We start from the raw sequence: 21,995 nt of genomic DNA on the forward strand, positions 1-21,995 counted from the left end.
CTGATCCACGCGTGGCGTGGATCAGGATCGCGAAGTAGATCCACGCCATGCGTGGATCCAGCAGGAAAAAAAAGGCCCGGCAATGCCGGGCCTTTCCATTACTCAAACGCTTCGCCGCCTTATGCGGTGAACAGCGCCTTCATCTTCTTCAGCGCGTTCGCTTCAACCTGGCGGATACGTTCGGCCGATACGCCGTACTCGTCCGCCAGCTCCTGCAGCGTCACCTTGCTGTCCGCATCCAGCCAACGGCGGCGGATGATGTCGCGCGAACGCGCATCCAGTTCCGCCAGGCCTTCGCGCAGCAGCTGCATCTGGTTGTCTTCGCTGTCCTCGCGCTCGTAGGCCATCGACGGATCTTCGTCATTGGCCACCAGATACGCAGCCGGCGACGGCGGCGCGTGGTCGCTGTCCTCATCGGTCGGGGCATCGAAACCGATATCACGGCCGGACAGGCGCGACTCCATTTCCAGCACCTCGCGCTCGGACACGTTCAGGTCCTTGGCCACTGCGCTGACTTCGGCCGCGTTCATCCAGCCCAGGCGCTTCTTCGACTTGCGCAGGTTGAAGAACAGCTTGCGCTGCGCCTTGGTCGTGGCGACCTTCACGATGCGCCAGTTCTTCAGGATGAACTCGTGCATCTCGGCGCGGATCCAATGCACGGCGAAGGACACCAGGCGCACGCCCATGTCGGGGTCGAAGCGCTTGACCGCCTTCATCAGGCCGATGTTGCCTTCCTGGATCAGGTCGCCCAGCGCGAGGCCGTAGCCGTTGTAACCGCGGGCCACGTGCACCACGAAGCGCAGGTGCGAGTGCACCAGCTCACGGGCAGCGTCCAGATCGTTGCCGTCGCGGAAGCGACGGGCCAGGTCCTGTTCGTTATCGACCGACAGCACCGGGATCTGGTGCACGGCACCGATATAGGCGTCCAGCGAACCGAGCGCACTGGGAATCGGCAGATTGTTTGCCACAAGGGCAGTAGAGGTGTTCTGGCTCATAGGCACCCATCTTAGCAGTCTGGGATTTGGACTGCTAAAGGAGGAAAAAGTTCCAGCATTCCATTGATGAAACACTGGTCCCAAACAGAACCCTACCGTAGCGCGATTTGATGACAGTGGCGAGCGCGCTTTTCGGGATACACAATCCCTTGCAATTCAACCCACTAGCCCGCAAAACAAGGCCTTACCAGGTCAAAGGCAGCTGAACGGGCGGCGTTTTCGCCCATCAGCTCGGGGCAGCGTTGCCCGCCGTTCAGCCCGATGGCGCCAGCGCCGCCCGCGGCGGCAGCGACCAGTCGATCGGCGCCTGCCCGCGGCGCTGCAGGTACTCGTTGGCCATCGAGAAATGACGGCAGCCGAGGAAGCCGCGGTGGGCCGACAGCGGCGAGGGATGCGGGGCTTTCAGCACGCGGTGGCGGCCGGTATCGATCACCTTGCCCTTCTGCTGCGCGTAGGCACCCCAGAGCATGAACACCAGGCCCTCGCGCTCACGGTTCAACACGTCCACCACATGGTCGGTGAAGCCTTCCCACCCACGCCCCTGGTGCGCACCGGCCTTGCCCTCTTCCACCGTCAGCACCGCGTTGAGCAGCAGCACGCCGCGCTGCGCCCACGGGATCAGGCAGCCGTGGTCCGGGCGGGCTATACCGAGGTCACCCTCGATTTCCTTGTAGATGTTCAACAACGACGGCGGCACCGGCACGCCCGGCTGCACCGAGAAACTCAGGCCATGGGCCTGCCCACGGCCGTGGTACGGGTCCTGGCCGAGGATGACCACTTTCACCTGATCGAACGGGGTCGCATCAAAGGCGGCGAAGATCTGCGGTCCAGGCGGGAACACCGCCGCACCGATGGCCTTGCGCTGCCGCAGGAAGCTGGACAGCTCGCGCATCTGCGGCTGCAGCAGGTAATCGCCCACACGCTGCTTCCAGCTCGGTTCCAGCTGGATCGCCGGGGTGTCCACTACTTCATCGATCATCGCAACACGTCATCGCAACAGGGGTCCATCATTCAACCGGGCCAGCCGCAGCTGGAACAGCACCTTGGTGATCAGCAGGCGCTCTTCGATCGGCTTCAGCACCAGGTCGTTGGCGCCGGCCTGCAGCAGGCCGGTCTGGTTGTGCGGATTGCCATCGCCGGTCATCACCAGCACCGGCAGGCGGCGCTTGCCGTAGCCGAAGTCCACGCGCACGCGCTGCACCACGTCGCGACCACTCAGCTCTCCCTTCAGGGTCACATCGGTCAGCACCAGATCGATGCGATGGCGGCTGCGCCCGAGCGATTCGGCGGTGAGCAGGGTAAACGCTTCTTCGGCGCTGACCACATGCATCACATTGAGCTGCTGGCGCTCGAGCATGCGCTTGGTCGCCTCGGCCACCACCCGGCTGTCCTCGATGTAGAGGATGGTCGCGCCGGGAATGGTCTGCGGCTGCACGTAGCCGCGCACGAAGGTCGCCAGGGCCTCGTGGCCCAGCGATTTGTCGAAGTAGTCGGTGACGTACTCGGTGAAGCGGCGCTGCTCCAGGTGCTGCTGGGCGTCGCCGGAGACCACGATCACCGGCACATAGGCCTGCCCTGCCGCTTCGCGCACCTTCCGCGCCAGCGCCAGGCCGTCGCCATCGCGCAGGGTCAACGAGGTGGTGACCAGATCGACCGGCCCCTGCGCCAGCGCATGCTGTGCGTCTTCGATGCTGTCGCAGCCGATCACCTCCACGCCCGGCAGATCGCGCTGCAGGACGTCGGCGATCAGCTTGCGCACCAGCTTGGAGCCGTCAACCACCATCACCCGCGTCGCGGGCCCTTCAAGGTGCTTCAGCGCTTGCGGTTGCATGCCGGTCTCAGGTGTCGGTCGGGCGGGTCTGGCGGAGGAAGTGGCCGGTCACCAGCCATGCGCCCAGCCAGCCCAGCAACAAGGTGCCAAGCAGCACCAGGCTGCCATGCAGCAGGTCCAGGCCATGCAGCACGAACGGGCTGCCGTAGCTGCGCGACAGCTCGGCCAGCGGCGCGCGCAGGGCGGCACCGGCAATGCCGATCAGGCCCAGCGCGACCGCACCGGCGCCCAGGCCATACCAGGCGCCCAGGTACAGGAACGGGCGGCGGATGAAACCATCGCTGGCGCCGAGCAGCTGCAGCACGCCGATTTCCTCGCGGCGGGCCTGGATGTCCAGGCGCACGGTGTTGCCGACCACCAGCGCGGCACCGGCGCCGAGCAGCACCGACAGCACCTGCACCAGCCGCGCACCGAAGGCCAGCCAGGCATCCAGGCGCTGCCGCCACAGGGCGTCGTGCTGCACCAGGTCGGCACCGGGCAGACTTTCCAGCGCGCGTGCCAGCCGTGCATCGTCCTGGCCCTGGCCCGGGGTGACCACCAGCAACGAGGGCAACGGGTTGTCGTTGAGTGCGTCGATGGCTTCGCCGAGGCCGGCCTGCCGCAGTTCCTCCAGGCCCTGCTCCGGCGTGCGCACGGTGACACTGGCCACGTCCGGGCGATCGCGCAGTTCCCCGGCCAGGCGCAGCGCACCCGGGCCGTCGACGTCCGCCTTCAGGAAGACGTTGATGTCGCGCGACTGCTGCACGCTGCCGGCAAACTGCTTGAGGTTGTCCAGCGCGATCGACAGGCCCAGCGGCAGCGCCAGGGCCAGCGCCATGACCATCACGGTCAGCAGCGTCGCCCACGGTTTGCGGCAGGCGCGGCCGAGGCTGAACACTACGCTGTGCACGTGATGCTGGAACCACACGCCCAGGCGCGACGGCGCAGCAGCTTCGGTGTTTTCGTTCTTGGCCATGGTTACTCCGCCAGATCCTGCGGCGAGATGTCGTCCACCAGCCGGCCGTGGTCGAGGATCAGCACGCGCTTGCGCATGTGGCGCAGCAGCGGCAGGTCATGGCTGACCACCAGCACGCTGGTGCCGCGCGCGGGCAGCTCGGCAAACAGGGACATGATCTCGGCCGCCAGGGTTGGATCGAGGTTGCCGGTCGGCTCGTCGGCCACCAGCAGCTTGGGCTCGCCGACGATCGCCCGGGCGATGCCGACGCGCTGCTGCTCACCGGCCGACAGCTGCGAGGGCAGCGCCTTCTCGCGGTGGCCAAGGCCCATGCGCTCGAGCACCGAACGCACGCGCTTGTTGATGTCGCCGCGGCGGGTGCCGCGCAGGATCAGCGGCAGGGCCACGTTCTCGGCAATGGAGCGGTCCATCAGCAGGCGGTGGTCCTGGTAGACCGCGCCGACCGCGCGTCGATGCCGCGGCACATCACCGCCGCGCACCTTCAGCAGGTTGCGCTCGTCGAACATCACCGCGCCGCGGCTGGGCCGCTCGTCCAGGTGGATCAACTTGAGCAGGGTGCTCTTGCCCGCCCCGGAGTGACCGGTGACGAACAGCATTTCGCCCGGCGCGACCTCGAAGCTGACATCGGTCAGGGCTTCGTGGCCACCGGCGTACTGTTTGCTGACATTGTCGAAGCGCAGGACACTCATGCCCCGATTATGCAGGACCGGCGCTACCGGCTTAATTGCCCGACAGCATCCGGCGGATCTTGCGGCCGATACGGGTCAGGAACGAGTCGCCGGCATCGGCGCTGGTGCGCACCGGCTTGGCCACCACCTGCACCGGAGTGACCGGGCTGGCGCCGTTGCCGGCGTTGCTTGCCACAGCTTCGCCACCCTCGACCGGACGGCCGTGTCGACGACGACGACGCTTGCGCGGCTTGCGCTCACCATCCACCGCACCTTCCGGCGCAGCTTCGGCGCGCGGCGGACGCGGGGCCTGTACAGCGGCGGCTTCAGCCGTCACCGCACCCTCGACTGCGGCGGCAGCAACCTGCTCACCTTCCACACGCGGCTTGCGCGGGCCACGCGGACGGCGTTCGCCGCTGCGCTCGCCATCGCGGCTGCCACGGCCACTGCCGCCACTGCCGGAACGACCGCCACTACGGCCGCCGCCACGACGCTCTTCCTCGGCGGCGCGCGCTTCGCGTGCTTCGCGGAAGATCTGGCCGACGCTTTCGTTCTCGTCGCCTTCCTCGCCCGGTGCCGGGGCGGCACGCTCAGGGCGCGGCAGCGAAGTCAGGATCTCGCTGGTGACCGCTTCGACCGGGATCTTCTGTTCGATGTAGGCCTCGATGTCCGGCAGGCCCATCGCATAGCGCTCGCAGGCGAAGCTGATGGCATCGCCTTCCTCGCCCAGGCGGGCGGTACGGCCGATGCGGTGCACGTAGTCTTCGGCGTCGAACGGCAGGTCGTAGTTGTAGACGTACTTGATGCCGTCGATATGCAGGCCGCGGGCGGCCACATCGGTGGCCACCAGGATTTCCAGCTGCCCCTTCTGGAAGCGGTTGAGCAGGCTCTCGCGCTTCTTCTGCGGCACGTCGCCGGACAGCACGCCGACGCGGTAGCCGGCGCGCTCCAGCGAACGGGCCACGCGCTCGACGAACACCTTGGTGTTGACGAAGACCATGGTGCGCGCGCCTTCGCTGCGCGACAGCAGGCCCAGCAGCAGCGGAATCTTCTCTTCGTCGGCCGGGAAGTAGATGCGCTGGCGCACGCGCGCGGCGGTGATGGTCTCGGCTTCGACCACCAGCTTCTGCGGCTCGTTCATGTGCTCATAGGCCAGCTCGAGCACGCGATGGCTCAGGGTGGCGCTGAACAGCAGGGTCTGCCGGGTGGAGCGCTCGGGCATGCGGCGCAGCAGGAAGCGGATGTCCTTGATGAAGCCCAAATCGAACATGCGGTCGGCTTCGTCCAGCACGCAGATCTCGCAGGCGTGCAGCGAAACCACCTTGTGCTGCTTGACGTAGTCGATCAGGCGGCCGGGGGTGGCGATGATCACGTCCACGCCCTGCTGCAGGATCTCGCGCTGCTTGTCGTAGTCAACGCCGCCGTAGACCAGGGCGAAGCGCAGGCCAAGCTCGGAACCGAACTTCACCGCATCCTTGTGGATCTGGATGGCCAGTTCGCGGGTCGGCGCCAGGATCAGTGCGCGCGGGTCTTCCGGCTTGCGGTCGGCCAGTGCCGGGCGGGTCAGCAGGCGGTTCACGACAGCGACCAGGAAGGCCAGCGTCTTGCCGGTGCCGGTCTGGGCCTGGCCGGCGACATCGCCGCCGGGCAGCGCGACCGGCAGGGTCAGCGCCTGGATGGGCGTGCAGCGGGTGAATCCGGCTCCTTCAAGACCGGCCTGCAGGGCCGGATGCAGATCAAAGGAGGAAAAAGTCAAATCGGTCAGCGGTTTGTCGCTCATGTGTCCGTCTTGGTATGGCCACGCGCCTGCGAGCGGCGGCACTGAAATCTGTCTGGGGCTCCGTCGCAAACTGCGGCCCCTGCGGCGGGTCGGGCTGGCCGGGACTCTCGGGTCCGCGCGCCGCACAATGCCCCAGTTTACCGCACTCGGGCCGGCAAACCGGAATCCGCCGTCTCACCCCATACGGAGACGCACCTCTTCACCCCGCAGTACCGCGCTTGAACAGCGGCGCGGGCTCCCATGGCCTATCGCGCCGACACCCCCATTTCAGGCGGGGACAGTGAAATCGGACACCTACCGTGCTCACCCCCGATCACGATACGCTGGGTTCCAGCCAGCACCTGTCCCCGCCCTGCGATAGGGGTACACTGCCGGCCGTGAGCGTCCAGGCATCCCGCCGAACGCACCGTGGCAGTCGGCCGCGAGGCAACGACGAGGGTCACGCCACCGGGCATGGCCCAGTTCACCCACCTCCGGCCTGGCCGGGTGCAATCCAAGACGAGAAACCAAGATGAGCGACAAGGTTGTACACGTCGGCGATGCCGACTTTGATAGCGCCGTACTGAATTCCAAGGAACCGGTGCTGGTCGATTTCTGGGCCGAGTGGTGTGGTCCGTGCAAGATGATCGCCCCGGCGCTGGATGAACTAGCCGATGCCTACCAGGGCCGCGCCAAGATCGCCAAGGTCAACGTGGACAACAACCGCGCCCTGGCCGCCAAGTACCACGTGCGTTCGATTCCCTACCTGGTCGTCTTCAAGGACGGCGAGAAGGTTGGCGAGCAGATTGGTGCCGTTGGCAAGGCCCAGCTGGCCGGCCTGCTGGACAAGGCTCTGGCCTGATCCCGCAGGTTACCGGCAGCCGTTTTCCACGGCTGCCGGGCGGGCGCCCCCGCGCCTGACTGAATACCGTATCCGGCGACCCTTGCGTGGCGCCGCAGGCCGATGATAGTGTCGGCATATCCGGCCGCGTTCGCGTGCCGCATCTTCTGGACGCAGTCTCTTCCAGACCCATTCCCAATGTTCGCCGCCCCAGCCGGGCGCTCGCACCTTCAAGCGAGGAATAACGCTCTTGTCCGATAACACTTCCGAAACCGGTAGCGCTGAAGCGCCCGCCGAAAAGCGCGTGCGCAAAGCCCGCGTGACCAAGGCTGCCGCTCCGGCCGCCGCCGAAACCAGCGCCGCCCCGGCGCAACCTGCCCTTCCGCTGGCAGCCGCGCCCGAAGCGCCGGCACCGGCCGCAGCGCCTTCCGCGCCGAGCGCACCCGCCGCCGAGGCCCCTGCCAGCAGTGGCGGCGGCGAAGGCGGCGAGGGCCGCGAATCCGGCCAGCCACGGCAGTCGCAGCAGAACAACCAGGGCGGTGGCCAGAACCAGAACCCCTACAACCAGGGCGGCCAGCAGGGCCAGCAAGGCCAAGGCAACCGCCGTGACCGTTTCCGCAATCGCCGCGACCGTGATCGCAATGGCGGCGGTGGTGGCAACGGCGGTCGCTTCCGCGACGACGGCATGCCCAACGACAACGGCGAACAGCAGCCGTTCGTACCGCGTCCGCACGCCAACGTGCCCGAAGGCTTCCCGGTCTATTCGCTGAGCGACCTCAAGCGCATGCCGGCCCAGAAGCTGCTGGAGATCGCCGAGCAGCTGCAGATTTCCGAAGGCGTGGCCCGTGCCCGCAAGCAGGACGTGATCTTCGCGCTGTTGAAGGTGCTGACCCGCCACGGCGACGGCGTTGCCGCCGACGGTGTGCTGGAAATCCTGCCGGACGGCTTCGGCTTCCTGCGCGCGGCCGAGGCCAGCTACCTGGCCGGCCCGGACGACACCTACATTTCGCCCAGCCAGATCCGCCGCTTCAACCTGCGTACCGGCGACCACCTGTCCGGCCGCATCCGCTTCCCGAAGGACGGCGAGCGCTACTTCGCGCTGTCGATCGTGGACACCATCAACGGTGAGCCGCTGGAAGCGTCGAAGAACAAGGTGCTGTTCGAGAACCTGACCCCCCTGTTCCCGCGTCGCCGCTTCACCCTGGAGCGCGGCAACGGTTCGTCGGAAGACATCACCGGCCGCATCCTCGACCTGATGGCACCGCAGGGCAAGGGCCAGCGCTCGCTCATCGTGTCCCAGCCGAAGGCCGGCAAGACGATGATGATGCAGCAGGTGGCCACGGCCATCACCACCAACCATCCGGACGTGCACCTGATCGTGCTGCTGATCGACGAGCGCCCGGAAGAAGTGACCGAAATGCAGCGCACCGTGCGCGGCGAGGTCATCAGCTCGACCTTCGACGAACCGGCCGCGCGCCACGTGCAGGTGGCCGAAATGGTCATCGAGCGCGCCAAGCGCCTGGTCGAGCACAAGAAGGACGTGGTGATCCTGCTCGACTCGATCACCCGCCTGGCGCGCGCCTACAACAACGTCGTGCCGAGCTCGGGCAAGGTGCTGACCGGTGGCGTGGACGCCAACGCCCTGCATCGCCCCAAGCGCTTCTTCGGTGCCGCGCGCAACGTGGAAGAAGGCGGCAGCCTGACCATCATCGCCACCGCACTGGTCGATACCGGCTCGAAGATGGACGAGGTGATCTACGAAGAGTTCAAGGGCACCGGCAACAGCGAAGTGCACCTGAGCCGTCGCATCGCTGAAAAGCGCGTGTTCCCGGCCATCGACATCAACCGTTCGGGCACCCGTCGCGAAGACCTGCTGATCGAGCCGGAGCTGCTGCAGAAGATCTGGATCCTGCGCAAGCTGCTGCATCCGATGGACGAAATGACGGCGATGGAATTCCTGCTGGACAAGATGAAGAACACCAAGTCCAACGACGAGTTCTTCGGTTCGATGAAGCGCTGATCGCGCGGCATTGATGGAATACGGAAAGGCCCCGCAGTGCGGGGCTTTTTCTTTGGGTGGCGGCAGGACAAACGGCTTCACTTCGCGGCCCGATGATTTGGCGATAATCTGCGGGACAAATGCCTGACTCTCCGCCCCGGCCGTGCTGGCCGGGCCGCCGATTCCCGCTGTTGCCCCATCCGGAGGATCCGGCGGGTCCAGCCCTGCCCGATCCTTCAACTGCATGCGCACACTGTCCCCCCGGCTCAACCTGGGCAAGCTGATCCTTGCCCTGGCCCTGCTCAGCGCCGTCATCGCCCTGGCCAATACGCTGCTTGCCAGCTATCGCGTGCAGCGCGACCAACTGGTGGGCAACACCCTGGAAGCCAACCGCGTGTACGCCACCAAGCTGGCCGAGACCACGCAGAACTTCCTGCTGGCCGCGCAGCAGCAGCTGGCCTATGCCGCCACCCGGCTTGGCGACAGCGACATGGATCCGGCCCAGGCGCAGGATGAGGCCCGTCGCCTGCAGCTGCAGTCCAGCAGTTTCAACTCCTCGCTGGTGGTGGCCAACGACGGGCGGGTGATCGCGACCTCGCCGCAGAGCCTGCAGCTGCAGGGCGAGATCCTGCGCAGCGCTGGCAACAAGGCAGCGTTGGAACGGCGCCAGCCGATGATCAGCGATCCCTACCAGTCGGCCACCGGCAAGCTGCTGATCTCGATCTCGCACCCGGTATTCGACCGCAGCGGCCAGTACCGGGGCTATGTCAGCGGCACGCTGTACCTGCGCCAGCGCAGTGCACTCAACACCCTTCTGGGTACGCACTACTACCGCGATGGTTCCTACCTGTACGTGGTGGACCGCCATGGCCGCCTGATCTATCACAACAACCCCAAGGAAGTGGGCACCTACGCGTTGAACAACCCGGCGGTGAAAGAAGTGATGCGCGGCCAGCGCGGTGCGCAGCAGGTGCGCAACAACCACCGGGTGGCGATGCTGGCCGGTTACGCGCCCGTGGCGGCAACCGGCTGGGGCATCGTCGCGCAGCGCCCGACCGAGGCGACGCTGCAGCCGCTGTCTCGCCTGATGTCGGCGGTGATCTGGAATGCCATTCCGCTGGGCGTGTTGTCGCTGCTGATCACCTGGTGGTTCGCCCGCCGCATTTCGTTGCCGCTGTGGCAGCTGGCGCGCAACGTGCAGGACGGCGAAGATACCGGCAACGCGATCAGCCACGTCAATGGCATCCGCGCCTGGTACTTCGAGGTGGCGCAGCTGAAACAGGCGGTGCTGTACAGCTTCAATGCGCTGCAGGACCGGATCGGCACGCTCAACCGCGCCAGCCGCACCGATCCGCTGACCGGACTGCTCAACCGCCGCGGGTTGCAGCAGGCGCTCGACGCGCTGCAGGCGCAGGGCCTGCCGTTTGCGATCCTGACGCTGGATATCGACCGCTTCAAGTCGATCAACGACAGCCACGGTCACGACGTCGGTGATGCGGCCATTGCACATATCGCCGAACAGATGCGGCGGCATTCGCGCGAGACCGACGTGCTGTGCCGCGCCGGTGGTGAGGAGTTCCTGGTGCTGCTGCCGGGCGTTGGCATCGAAGCGGCCCGGCAGACCGGCGAGCGCCTGCGCCAGGCCATCGCCGACGAACCGTTCGCTCCGGTGGGCACCATCACCGTGTCACTGGGCGTGGCCCACTTCCCCAGTTTCCATACCGATCCGGAACAGGCACTGCGCTTGGCCGACAAGGCCCTGTACCTGGCCAAGGAACAGGGCCGCAACCGGGTGGTGGTGTACCCGCACGCCGATTGAGCACATCGATTCAAGCGGGATGCGCCGGGGCAGGCCCGGTGCATCCCGCAATCACGCATCAGCCCAGCGGGGTGAGCAGGCGCGGGCCTTCCTGCGCCCGACCGACCATGTACACACCGCCTTCGGGCAGCAGATCGGTTCCGGCGACCTGGATTTCCTCACCGGTCTTCCACGGCGCCTGCTGGCGCGGGCCGGGAATGTACGCGCTCCAGCGGCCGTAACGCTCGCTCTGCTTGTCGAAGAAATAATTGACCGGCACGCGCACGGTCCAGAAGTCCCGGTCCTTGTCCTCGCCGGTAGTGGGCGGGTTGAAGGTCCATTCGCGGGCGCTCCTGACGCTGGCCTTGGCAAGCACGTCGCGCAGCTGGTTCATCGTACGCTCGGGACCGACCACGGTCAGGTTGGTCTGCTCGGCAATTACGTCAGCTACCTTGCCATCACGCCCGACCTTGACCAGAAGCATGACAGTGCCCTGCCCGCGGATCGATGCCGCCTGCGGTGGGTAGACCGGTGCGCGCGACTTCGCTGCGGTGACGTCATCGGTGCTCGGCGCACTGGATCCGCCGAGCTTGCCGAAGCGGGCATCAACCACCCGTACCTGCATGCTGTTGCCCTCCATGTTGCCGGCAATCAGACGCAGGTGGACGGTAGTACGGGCAGGCATCGGCTTGCCGTCGACCAGCGTCGGCTCAAAGCGCCAGCTCTGCACCGCCTTGTCGACGAACCCCGCTACGCCAGCATCAACCTTCTCGCGGTGATCGAGCTGGAACCCTTCAACCTGGCCTTCGCGGCCGATGTCGATGACGCCACTGAGGGTCATGCTGGCCTCGGCCTGCCTGCGTACCTCGCGCGCGGTCTGTGCATCGGCGGTATCGATCAGGGCGGCGCCGCCAGACACCGCAAGGGCCAGTGCCAGGAAAAGAGAAGAACGCATCATTGCCGATCCTTGGTGATGAAAGTGCCGAGATTACCTGAGTTCCTCGCCGTCGGCGCGGCCAATCACGCCAACCGCTGCGCAGCCGAATACGGTGGCGTGTCCGGATAATCGCCCGCCGCAAAGCGCACCTGCAGCCCCTGCCACCAGGCGGGATCGAACAGATGGCGGTAGTGCTCGCGCACCGCTGCCAGTTCCTGCGCCGGCAAGCCCATGAACGGCCCGAACCGCTCGGGGAAGACATCGCGCGGACCGACATGGAACCAGGGCTCATCGGCCATCGCTTCCTCTGCGGAGCTTGGCTTGGGCCAGGCCCGGAAGACGCAGTCGCTGACCAGGCACAACTCGTCGTAGTCGTAGAACACGGCACGGCCGTGGCGCGACACGCCGAAATTCTTCGGCAGCATGTCACCGGGGAAGATGTTGTTGCGCGCCATGTCGGTGATCGCCTGCGCGTAGTCGAGTACCGCTGCGCGCACGGCCTCGCCAGCCTGTTCGCGCAGATAGAGGTTCAGTGGCCGGAAGCGACGCTGCACGTAGCACAACGCGATCTCCACCTCGTCGCCATCCACGCGCACGCTCTGCGCACACTGCTGCAGCAGTTCGTCCAGCAGCACCGGGGCGAAGCGTTCGCGCGGGAAACGCAGGTGCCGGTAGGGCTGTGCGTCAAGCAGGCGACCGACACGGTCGAGGTTGAACACCAGGGCGTACTTCTCCTCCACCTGCTGCCGCGACATCGTCTTGGGCCAAGCGAAACGATCACGGATCAGCTTGAACACCAGCGGGTAGCTGGGCAGGGTGAACACCGCCATGACCATGCCCGGCGTGCCCTCGGCATGCGCCAGACGCTCGTTCGGGTGTTCATTGAAGTGGCGGAAGAACGTCCGGTAGCGCTCGGTCTTGCCCTGCTTGGCGCGCCCGAGCACGGTATAGATCTCGTCGATCGGCTTGCCCGGCAGCAGGCTGCGCAGGAACACCACCGCATCGCCAACCGTGCCCAGGTCGGCCTGGAAATAGCTGCGCGACACGCCGAACAGATGGGCCACATCGCGACGCCGGGTCAGCACGGCATCGGCGCGCAGGCCCCGGTCGTCGTTGACCAGCGCGATCACGCACGGCGAGAAACGGTGTTCACCGAACACGCGCCCGACCAGATAGGCGCGACGCTCGCGGTAGAACACGGTATCGAGCAGTTCAATGCTGCGTACCGGCGTGTCGCCCCAGTGCGCCAGATCGTCCTGCAGGCGCACGGCGATGGCGGCGGCACAGCGCAACTGGTGCGCATACGGAACATCGAAGCGGTAGTCGGCCAGCACCCGTTGCAGCGCCTCTACCGGCCGCGTCGGCGAGACCGCGTAGGTGTGGCGCGCCACCGGATGGGTGATCGCATCGGAGGGCTCGACATCGAAGGCGATGAACTCCACTTCCGGATCCACACCGCGGATGGCGAACAGCCGCCGCGACAGCGTATTGTAGAAGGTCTTGTAGAGCTCGGCGTCGATCAGGCCCTGCAGCAGGGCACTGAAGTGCGCGTGCACCTGCAGCCACAGCGCGCGATCGCTGATGGCGTCACCGGCCAGCCGCCGCAGCGCATCCATCTGCTCGGCGATGCACTGGTCGTACAGGGCGATGCGCTCCACCGCATCGTGGCGCGCCGCCGCCCAGTCGCGCTGCTGGAAACGCACCCGGGCGCGCGCCGTGATCGCGGCGAAGCGGGCGTGATACTGCTCGAAACCATCGCGGATGGCCTCGGCGATGCGCGGTGCGAGTTCGGTTGCAGTGACAGGATCGGACATGCACGACGTATCCGGGGGAACCGACCTCACCATACGCTGGCGTGGGGTAGCTTGTGTAGAGCCGAGCCACGCTCGGCTGCTGCTGCCTCAGAGAACCAGACAAACGCAACCATTCCTACAGACCCCGGGCGACTGCATTGCCTACTCTTTCAGGCCCATAACGGCATGAGGTGACGCATGCAGCAAATGACCCTGATCCCACGCATGGAGGAAGGCAACGTAATCCCGCAACGGGTACGCGACGGCTACATCAGCGCGACGGCGCTCTGCCAGTCAGTGGGCAAGCGCTGGTCGGACTATCGGTCGCTGAAATCCACCGGTGAGTTCATCGAGGAGCTGACCCTGCAGACCGGCCTCCCGGAGGACCAGCTCATCCATGTGGTGTCCGGGGGCAATGCGGCGATGCAGGGCACCTGGATCCACCCTTACCTGGCCATCAATCTCGGCCAATGGTTGTCACGCAAATTCGCGGTGAAGGTGTCGCAATGGGTGGTGGAATGGCAGCAGGGCCGGGCGAACGCCGTCATGCCCGCCCACATCGAGCGCTACATGCAGAACCGCTCGAAAGTGCCCTACACGCATTTCTCGATGTTGAACGAGCTGACCCTGAACCTGATCGCGCCACTGGAGCAGGCGGGCTATACGCTGCCGCAGGAGCTGGTGCCGGACATCTCCGAGGGCCGGTTGTTCTGCAAGTGGCTGCGCGATCACAAGGGCATCGATCCCAACACCTTCGACACCTATGAGCACAGCTATCCAGACGGCCGCAACGTGCAGGCAAAGCTCTATCCGAACGAGCTCTACGAAGACTTTCGCCGGCACTTCAACGAGACCTGGCTCCCACTGCATGCGCCCAGATACTTTGCTGCGCGCGACAGGCAGGCGCTGACCTTCGTACGCACGCTTCTGCTGCCTTCGACATGACATCACAGCGGACCGATCCCTGGGCTGCCGTGCAGCACCAGGGATCGGTCCCACCGAGCCGGCTCAGATCGCCAGTTCGGCCTCCACGTCCTGCACCTTGCGCCGCGCCAGGGCGAGGTTGGACTTGGTCCGGTCCAGCACGATGTAGAAGAACAGGCCCTTCTTCTTCGCCACCGGGCGCATGATGTGATACGCCTTGCCGAGCGAGATCAGGATGTCCTCGATGCCATCGTTGAGGTTGAGCGAGGCGGCGGTTTTCATCTTCGCGCGGATCACTTCGGTGTTGCCGGCCGCCGCCACTTCCATGTCCATGCCCGAACCGGCCTCGCCCAGCAGCATGCCGCTTTCGTAGTCGACCAGCGCCACGGCCTGCGCGCCATCGATACCCATCAGTGCAGTCAACGAATCATTCAATCCAGCCACGTTGCACCCCTCTCAATGTTGGTTCGAGCCCCTCGTTCCCCTGCGGCCGGGCTCACGATCCGCTGAGTTCGGCCAGGATCGCCTGGCCACATTCCCTGCTCTGCCACAGCACCTGGCCGATCACGCTGCGCTGGTCGCAGGCCGCCATCAGCAGCAGCGGCGCGCGCGCCTCGGCCTGGATGGCCAGCATCAGCACCTTGCCGCCGGCGGCCTCCAGCATCAGCGTCTGCAGATCGCCCAGTGCCAGTTCGCGCCCCACTGCTGCGGCCAGGGCCAGCATCGCGCTGGTCATCGCCGCCAGGCGTTCGCCACGCCCCTCCGCACCTGCGCTGACCAGGGAAAAGCCATCGACGCTGGCCAGCACCACGGTGCGCACCCCTTCCACCCGCTGCTGCAGGTCCTGCAGCAGCGGCCGCAGGCGCTCGCGCTGCTGCGCGTCCGGCAACGGCGTGCCTTGTCCATCAGCCATGTGCGGCCACCAGTGCATGCGATTCCATTTCGCTCATCAGTACGTCCATCAGCAGCAGTCCTTGTTCGCGATCACGGGCATCCACCGCCAGCAGCGGCAGCGGCTGGCCATCGAGCCGGGCGCGCTCGGCCCAGTCATCCAGTGCCGCTGCCGGCACCTGGTCAAGATGGGTCAACGCCACCACCAGGGCCAATGCAGGGCCGAACGGGCGCAGCACCTGCAGGTAGGCGTCCAGCTCAGCGGCCACCCCGGCGCGGCGCGCGTCCAGCAGCAACACCGCACCGCGCGCACCCTGCAGCAGGATCGGCCACAGGAAATCAAAGCGCTGCTGGCCAGGCGTGCCATACAGGCGCAGCCTCTCGCCGTTGGGCAGGTCGATATCGGCGTAGTCCAGCGCCACCGTGGTCGAAGCCTTGTCGGCACCCGCGCGGTCGCTGTTGGCCACGTCGGTGTCGACCACCGCACCGGCGGCGATGCTGCGGACCAATGTCGACTTTCCGCTGCCCATGCCACCGAGCACCACCACCTTGTGCTCACGCATCGCGATCACTCCCGCGCAGCGTGCGCCACAGGCGTGCGAGCAGGCCGTTGTCGGCAGTGTTGGCACGCGCACCCGCCAGCGGTACCGCAGGTGCGACCTGCAGCTGCGCATAGCCGCACAGGTAGGCGGCGTGGATGAAATCGCGCACGGCGGCGGCGGGAAGATCCAGCAGCATCGCGCATTCGTCCACCGTGCAGGCACGCTTGAGCAGCAGCGAACATAGACGGAAGCCATCGTGATCGTGGCCAAGCACGCGGAAGTCCGGCCAGCGCAGCAGCTTCACCGACGCCCCGCGCAGGCGCTCATCCAATGCCTGCCAGTGGCGGCTGCGCTGCGCCCATTGCCACAGCAACGGACGCAACGGCAGTCGCGTGCGGTCACCCGCCAGGGCCTGCAGCTGCGCCGGCAGCAGCGCATCGAGATAAAGATGCTCGAAGCCTTGCGCCAGCCGTTCCACCAGCACCGTCGCCGGCTCGTGCAGCAGCACCGCCTGGTCCTGTTCCAGATCCAGCAGCAGCAGCGGCTCTGCGCCCTCGCCCAGCAGCGCCTGGCCCTGCCGCGATGGCAGCCGCTCGCGCAGCAGGCGGGTGATGGCGTGCGCGCCGTCAGCCAGGCGGATTGGTGTCGCATCGGTGCCGGTCTGCATGCCGCGCAGCGCCCGTCCTATCGCGCCATCATCCAGTACGTCCTGGCCGCCATCGCCTTCGCGCAACTGGCCGCCGAGGTCCTCGATCCAGCAGTGCAGGCGGGGGCGCTGCTGGCGCATGCGCAGTGCCGCGTTGCGCAGCGCCGGCGTATCGCGGATCACCAGCAGATCGCAGTCGTCCAGGTCCTGGCTGCGGCGGATCTGCCCGTCCGGCAGCGCCGAGGCCAGCCGCAGCCTCTGCAGCAGGGCCTGTTCACCCTGGATGTCGGTTCCCACTACGAGCACGCGTGCCATCCGTGTTCCCCGTGCGACCACCTCCCCGGCGGTCTCGCATCGCCAAGGCTAGGCCATGGCTTGCCGCCATCGTCGTGATCGACTGCTCATATTGGTGGCAGTGGTGAACATGCATGCATCCGTTCTGCGACGGCCATCGCGGGCAAGTTTCATGCCGTGTTGACGGCGTTCCGACAGATGACGGATTTCACGGTTCCGGGCCCGAGTACATCCACGCCATGGGTGGGGTCAGATCCCTCTGCGGTGCAGAGGGATCTGACCCCAGGCGGGCAAAAAGAAACCCGCGCCGAGGCGCGGGTTTCTTTCCAGGTCTCAACCGGGCGGCGATGAATCAGCCGCGCAGCTGCTCCAGCGCGGCATTGAAGGTCGCGCTCGGACGCATCGCGGCAGCGGCCTTGGCCACGTCCGGACGGTAGTAGCCGCCGATGTCCACGGCCTTGCCCTGCACCGCGATCAGCTCGTCAACGATCTTCTGCTCGTTGTCGGCCAGCGCCTTGGCCAGCGGAGCGAAGCGTGCCTGCAGCGCGGCATCTTCGTTCTGCGCTGCCAGGGCCTGCGCCCAGTACAGGGCGATGTAGAAGTGGCTGCCACGGTTGTCGATGCCACCGAGCTTGCGCGAGGGCGACTTGTCGTTGTCCAGGAACTGGCCGTTGGCCTCGTCCAGCGCCTTGGCCAGCACGCGGGCGGCAGCGTTGTCGTAGCGGTTGCCCAGGTGCTCCAGCGACGCGGCCAGGGCCAGGAACTCACCCAGCGAATCCCAACGCAGGTAGTCCTCTTCGACGAACTGCTGCACGTGCTTCGGCGCCGAACCGCCAGCACCGGTCTCGAACAGGCCGCCACCGGCCATCAGCGGCACGATCGATAGCATCTTGGCGCTGGTGCCCAGCTCCATGATCGGGAACAGATCGGTGAGGTAATCGCGCAGCACGTTGCCGGTCACCGAAATGGTGTCCTCGCCCTTGCGGATGCGGGCCAGCGAGAAGGTGGTCGCTTCCACCGGCGGCAGGATGCGGATATCCAGGCCGGTGGTGTCGTGGTCCTTCAGGTACGTCTCGACCTTGGCGATGACCTGCGCGTCGTGGGCGCGGGCGGCGTCCAGCCAGAACACGGCCGGGGTGCTGCTCAGGCGCGCGCGTTCGACGGCCAGCTTGACCCAGTCCTGGATCGGCGCGTCCTTGGTCTGGCACATGCGCCAGATGTCACCGGCTTCCACGGCGTGTTCGAACACCACGTTGCCAGCCTCGTCGGTGACCTTGACCACGCCGTCGGCAGCGATCTGGAAGGTCTTGTCGTGCGAGCCGTACTCTTCGGCCTTCTGCGCCATCAGGCCGACGTTGGGCACCGAGCCCATGGTGGCCGGGTTGAAGGCACCGTTGCTGCGGCAATCATCGATGACGGCCTGGTACACACCGGCATAGCAGCGATCCGGAATGACCGCCTTGGTGTCCTGCAGCTTGCCTTCGGCATTCCACATCTTGCCGGAGTCGCGGATCATCGCCGGCATCGAGGCGTCGACGATCACGTCGCTCGGCACGTGCAGGTTGGTGATGCCCTTGTCCGAGTTGACCATGGCCAGGCCCGGGCGCTGCGCATACTCGGCCTGCAGGTCGGCTTCGATGGCGGCACGGGTGGCTTCGGGCAGCGACGGCAGGCGCGCGACCAGGTCGCCGATGCCGTTGTTGGCATCGAAACCGGCCTGCTTGAGCGTGTCGGCGTGCTTGGCGAGCACGTCCTTGTAGAACTCGTTGACGACCACGCCGAACATGATCGGGTCGGAGACCTTCATCATGGTCGCCTTCAGGTGCAGCGAGAACAGCACGCCCTGCGACCTGGCGTCTTCGATCTGCGCATCGATGAAGGCGGCCAGCGCCTTGCGGCTCATCACTGCCGCGTCGACGATCTCACCGGCCTTGACCGCGGTCTTTTCCTTCAGCGCGACGGTGCTGCCGTCCTTGCCGTGCAGGGTGATCTTCAGCGCGCCGGCGTTGGCCAGGGTGGCCGACTTCTCGCTGCCGTAGAAATCACCCGCGTCCATGTGCGCAACGTGCGACTTCGAATCGGACGCCCAGGCGCCCATGCGGTGCGGGTGCTTGCGGGCGTAGTTCTTCACCGACAGCGGCGCGCGCCGGTCGGAGTTGCCTTCGCGCAGCACCGGATTGACTGCGCTGCCCTTGACCTTGTCGTAGCGCGCCTTGTAGTCGCGCTGCTGGTCGTCGGCCGGGGTCTCCGGGTAATCCGGCAGCGGATAGCCCTGGTCCTGCAGTTCCTTGATGGCGGCCTTCAGCTGCGGCACCGAGGCGGAGATGTTCGGCAGCTTGATGATGTTGGCGTCGGGGGTGGTCGCCAGCTGGCCCAGCTCGGCCAGGTCATCGTTGACCTTCTGCGCATCGCTCAGCAGTTCCGGGAACAGCGACAGGATGCGGCCGGACAACGAGATGTCACGGGTTTCCACTGCGATGCCCGCGGTGGAGGTATAGGCGTCGACGATCGGCAGCAGCGACTGGGTGGCCAGGAACGGTGCTTCGTCGGTCAGCGTGTAGAGGATCTTGGACATGGGGGACTTGGACTCTGTAGCAGTGCTCAGGGGAAGGCCGGCGCCAGCGCCGGGCCACGTGCAACCGTGTCACTTTCCCCGCCGCCGTCAGGGTGGGCGCGCGCCGGGGAAACCCCTGCATTGTCGCGTTTTCAGCCGCGCGGGGCAAAGCCGTGCCATACGCGGCGGTACTGCACACCGGCAACGCTGTGATCCATCCACGCATGGCGTGGGTCTGCGGAAACATCCCCGCGCGAGGATCGGTCAGGTGTCTGCACCCGTGGATCCACGCCTTGCGCGGATGAGGCCTTCCCGCAACGCCGCCAACAAAAAAGGACGCAGCCTCGCGGCTGCGTCCATCGTGAGTCCAACCGGGAGAGAGTCGGCGGGACTTACTTGACCTCGAACTCCTGCGGCGTTCCGGCCGCCTTACCATCAACCATGACTTCGGCGCGGTACTTGCCGGCCGGCCAGCCATTGGCATTCTTGAAGGTGATGTTGGTGGTCTCTGCACCGCTGGTGTTCAGGGTTGCGTTCTGCTCACCGGCCACCTGGCCATCCTGGAAGGTCAGCTTGGCGCCGACGGTGACATTGTTGGCCGCGCCGTCGGTCTTCACCGAGACGATGACATCGTCCTTCGGCGCGAACAGGGCGGCCGTGGTGACCGACTTGTCAGCTGCAGCGGTCTTGCCGACAGTGACCGCCGATACCGCTACGGCCGATGCAGCCATCGGCGGCGGCGCGCCGGTCATCGGCGCGGGCGCCTCGGCCGGCGTGGTTGCCGCCGGAGCCGCGTTGTTGTCTGCGGTTTCTTCCTTCTTCTTGCAGCCCACCAGGGCGACGCTGCCCAGCAGCGCGGCCAGCAGGGCATTCTGAAGCGGGGTCGTCTTGATCATTCGGGATTCCTCCAAGGATTGTTCGGACGGCGATTGGATCGCCGGTATTACTTCGGCGGCAGTTTCAGGGTCTGGCCCGGGAAGATCTTGTCCGGGTCGTCGAGCACATCGCGGTTGGCTTCGAAGATCTTCTTCCAGGCGTTGGCATCGCCCAGGTGCTGCTTGGCGATCTTCGACAGCGAATCCCCCTTCTGCACGGTGTAGGTGCCACCGCTGGCCACCTCGGCGGTACTGTCCACCGAAGCACTGACGCCGGAAAAGTCCGCCTTGGGGACCTGCTGGGCGGTACTGTCGACGCTGCCACTGACGCCGGAGAAATCGGCTTTCTTCTCGGTACTCATCCACACACTCCCGTCTGTATGACTACATGGCTGGCACGGTGTCATAGAGGTTGTTAAATGGGGATGGTGCCGATGTGAAGCCGCCCCCCGGGGCGGCTGAACAATCGGGGCCCAACCGGTAGCGCCAGGCCATGCCGGGCGGCTCTGGATGGGGCCGCTGCGCTCGCCGGGCATGGCCCGGCGCTACCTGTAAGGGCCGCTGCGCTCGCCGGGCATGGCCCGGCGCTACCTGTAAGGGCCGCGGCGCTTGCCGGGCATGGCCCGGCGCCACCTGTAAGGGCCGCTGCGCTCGCCGGGCATGGCCCGGCGCTACCTGTAGCCGCCTGCGGCGGCTACTGCCGCAGTTCGCGGTAGGTCGCGGCCGGGGCGGCAATGCCGGGGCTGGCGCGCCACGGGTTGATGTCCAGGCCACCGCGACGGGTATAGCGGGCTTCGACTTCCAGCCACTGCGGCCGGCAGCGCGCGGACACTTCACTGAAGATGCGCTCGACGCACTGCTCGTGGAACTCGGCGTGCTCGCGGTAGCTGACCAGGTAGCGCAGCAGGCCGGCACGATCGATCTGCGGGCCGCGGTAGCGCAGGCTGACGGTGGCCCAGTCCGGCTGGCCGGTGACCGGGCAGTTGGACTTCAACAGGGCCGAGACCAGGGTCTCCTCCACCAGCGCATCGGCGTTGGCCGACAGGTAGTCCGCCTGCGGCGGGCCATAGCAATCGATGTCCACCTCAAGGCCGTCGATCGACTCGCCCAGCGGTGATTCGCGCAACGCCGGCAGGCCGAACGTGACCTGGACCGGGGCGCCGGCGCAGGCCGACAGGTCGGCGACGAGGCGCTCGCGCAGGGCTTGGGCACTGTCGATGCGGGTGCTGTTGAGGGAGTTCAGGTACAGCTTGAACGACTTCGATTCGATCAACCGCGGCGAGGTGCACGGCACCTGCACGGTGGCGACGGCGACCTGCGGTTTGCCACGCGGGTCAAGCCAGCTCAGTTCGAAGGCGTGCCAGCGGTCATGGCCGACGAAGGGCAGCGCGGCCTCGTCCAGACCGATCTCGGCGCGGGCGCCGACGCGCGGGATGGGAAACAGCAGGCCGGGATCGTACTGCGACGGGTAACTGACCTCGCGACCGAGGCTGGAATCCTGTGGGGTGTTCATGGTGCTTATTGTATCGCGCGCAGAGCGGGCCTTCGGCCGGGTCGGCCAACGGCGGAGCCCCTCCGTGGTGGGGTTGGTTGGTCGGCATAGCGGTCTATCGGGTTGGCCGGGAGGGTGGGTTGGCTGGGGGCGTAAGCGCCATGGATGGCGCGCCCGAGCCTACAAGGACGTATTCACGGC

Annotated in this window: 20 protein-coding genes; 4 read left to right on the plus strand and 16 right to left on the minus strand. The window is 66.5% G+C overall.

All coding sequences use genetic code 11. From position 1 onward, the window contains the following. Window positions 1-119: 119 nt before the first annotated feature. The 6 genes from rpoH to rhlB form a co-directional block, all read right to left on the minus strand. On the minus strand, window positions 120-995 hold the full coding sequence (gene rpoH, locus ACUXVE_RS11345; RefSeq protein ID WP_093818159.1) for an RNA polymerase sigma factor RpoH: 876 nt from the start codon (window positions 993-995) through the stop codon (window positions 120-122). Window positions 996-1,248: 253 nt separating this feature from the next. Next, window positions 1,249-1,974, minus strand: a complete 726-nt coding sequence (gene ung, locus ACUXVE_RS11350; RefSeq protein ID WP_222388268.1) for a uracil-DNA glycosylase — start codon at window positions 1,972-1,974, stop codon at window positions 1,249-1,251. 9 nt (window positions 1,975-1,983) lie between these two features. After that, window positions 1,984-2,826, minus strand: a complete 843-nt coding sequence (locus ACUXVE_RS11355) for a response regulator (RefSeq protein ID WP_093818161.1) — start codon at window positions 2,824-2,826, stop codon at window positions 1,984-1,986. Between the two features lie 7 nt (window positions 2,827-2,833). Beyond that, window positions 2,834-3,781 (minus strand): permease-like cell division protein FtsX, encoded by a 948-nt coding sequence (gene ftsX, locus ACUXVE_RS11360; protein WP_025878610.1) that lies wholly within the window; start codon window positions 3,779-3,781, stop codon window positions 2,834-2,836. Between the two features lie 2 nt (window positions 3,782-3,783). Then, complete coding sequence (gene ftsE / locus ACUXVE_RS11365; RefSeq protein ID WP_025878609.1) at window positions 3,784-4,470, minus strand: cell division ATP-binding protein FtsE; 687 nt, start codon at window positions 4,468-4,470, stop codon at window positions 3,784-3,786. Window positions 4,471-4,501: 31 nt separating this feature from the next. After that, window positions 4,502-6,229 (minus strand): ATP-dependent RNA helicase RhlB, encoded by a 1,728-nt coding sequence (gene rhlB / locus ACUXVE_RS11370; RefSeq protein ID WP_222388267.1) that lies wholly within the window; start codon window positions 6,227-6,229, stop codon window positions 4,502-4,504. A gap of 511 nt (window positions 6,230-6,740) precedes the next feature. Between rhlB and trxA the strand changes: the two genes are divergently transcribed. From trxA to ACUXVE_RS11385, 3 genes are all read left to right on the plus strand, one after another. Further along, a complete protein-coding gene (gene trxA / locus ACUXVE_RS11375; protein ID WP_025878607.1) occupies window positions 6,741-7,070 on the plus strand; it encodes a thioredoxin in 330 nt (109 codons plus the stop codon). A 229-nt stretch (window positions 7,071-7,299) separates the two neighbouring features. Next, complete coding sequence (gene rho / locus ACUXVE_RS11380; RefSeq protein ID WP_222388266.1) at window positions 7,300-9,069, plus strand: transcription termination factor Rho; 1,770 nt, start codon at window positions 7,300-7,302, stop codon at window positions 9,067-9,069. A gap of 223 nt (window positions 9,070-9,292) precedes the next feature. After that, on the plus strand, window positions 9,293-10,867 hold the full coding sequence (locus ACUXVE_RS11385) for a sensor domain-containing diguanylate cyclase (protein ID WP_222388265.1): 1,575 nt from the start codon (window positions 9,293-9,295) through the stop codon (window positions 10,865-10,867). 58 nt (window positions 10,868-10,925) lie between these two features. Here ACUXVE_RS11385 and ACUXVE_RS11390 read toward each other — a convergent pair whose 3' ends face one another. Together ACUXVE_RS11390 and aceK are read right to left on the minus strand one after the other, a co-directional pair. Continuing rightward, a complete protein-coding gene (locus tag ACUXVE_RS11390) occupies window positions 10,926-11,801 on the minus strand; it encodes an energy transducer TonB (protein WP_445514427.1) in 876 nt (291 codons plus the stop codon). A gap of 65 nt (window positions 11,802-11,866) precedes the next feature. Beyond that, on the minus strand, window positions 11,867-13,597 hold the full coding sequence (gene aceK, locus ACUXVE_RS11395) for a bifunctional isocitrate dehydrogenase kinase/phosphatase (RefSeq protein WP_445514428.1): 1,731 nt from the start codon (window positions 13,595-13,597) through the stop codon (window positions 11,867-11,869). 177 nt (window positions 13,598-13,774) lie between these two features. On the opposite strand from aceK, the gene ACUXVE_RS11400 reads away from it, so the two are divergent. Further along, a complete protein-coding gene (locus tag ACUXVE_RS11400) occupies window positions 13,775-14,521 on the plus strand; it encodes a KilA-N domain-containing protein (RefSeq protein WP_025878602.1) in 747 nt (248 codons plus the stop codon). A gap of 63 nt (window positions 14,522-14,584) precedes the next feature. Here the strand turns inward: ACUXVE_RS11400 and ACUXVE_RS11405 are convergent, their stop codons facing one another. From ACUXVE_RS11405 to queF, 8 genes are all read right to left on the minus strand, one after another. Continuing rightward, window positions 14,585-14,944: a hypothetical protein gene (locus ACUXVE_RS11405; protein ID WP_025878601.1), complete on the minus strand. Its 360-nt coding sequence runs from the start codon at window positions 14,942-14,944 to the stop codon at window positions 14,585-14,587. A gap of 52 nt (window positions 14,945-14,996) precedes the next feature. Beyond that, a complete protein-coding gene (locus ACUXVE_RS11410) occupies window positions 14,997-15,413 on the minus strand; it encodes a roadblock/LC7 domain-containing protein (protein WP_222388262.1) in 417 nt (138 codons plus the stop codon). Continuing rightward, on the minus strand, window positions 15,406-15,954 hold the full coding sequence (locus tag ACUXVE_RS11415; protein WP_445514429.1) for a GTP-binding protein: 549 nt from the start codon (window positions 15,952-15,954) through the stop codon (window positions 15,406-15,408). Before ACUXVE_RS11415 ends, ACUXVE_RS11410 begins: the two co-directional genes overlap by 8 nt. Further along, window positions 15,947-16,894 carry a hypothetical protein gene (locus ACUXVE_RS11420; RefSeq protein WP_445514430.1) on the minus strand — a complete coding sequence of 316 codons (948 nt, stop codon included), beginning with the start codon at window positions 16,892-16,894 and terminating at the stop codon, window positions 15,947-15,949. The genes ACUXVE_RS11415 and ACUXVE_RS11420 overlap by 8 nt, the downstream gene beginning before the upstream one ends. 331 nt (window positions 16,895-17,225) lie before the next feature. Continuing rightward, window positions 17,226-19,448: an NADP-dependent isocitrate dehydrogenase gene (locus ACUXVE_RS11425; protein ID WP_445514431.1), complete on the minus strand. Its 2,223-nt coding sequence runs from the start codon at window positions 19,446-19,448 to the stop codon at window positions 17,226-17,228. 371 nt (window positions 19,449-19,819) lie between these two features. After that, entirely contained in the window at window positions 19,820-20,323 is a 504-nt protein-coding gene (locus ACUXVE_RS11430; protein WP_025878596.1) for a hypothetical protein, read from the minus strand. 47 nt (window positions 20,324-20,370) lie between these two features. After that, a complete protein-coding gene (locus ACUXVE_RS11435; protein WP_093818171.1) occupies window positions 20,371-20,664 on the minus strand; it encodes a LysM peptidoglycan-binding domain-containing protein in 294 nt (97 codons plus the stop codon). A gap of 332 nt (window positions 20,665-20,996) precedes the next feature. Further along, window positions 20,997-21,815, minus strand: coding sequence for an NADPH-dependent 7-cyano-7-deazaguanine reductase QueF (gene queF, locus ACUXVE_RS11440; RefSeq protein ID WP_222388261.1), 819 nt, complete (start codon window positions 21,813-21,815; stop codon window positions 20,997-20,999). Window positions 21,816-21,995: the final 180 nt, after the last annotated feature.

This window comes from Stenotrophomonas sp. 3(2025), from assembly GCF_052665395.1.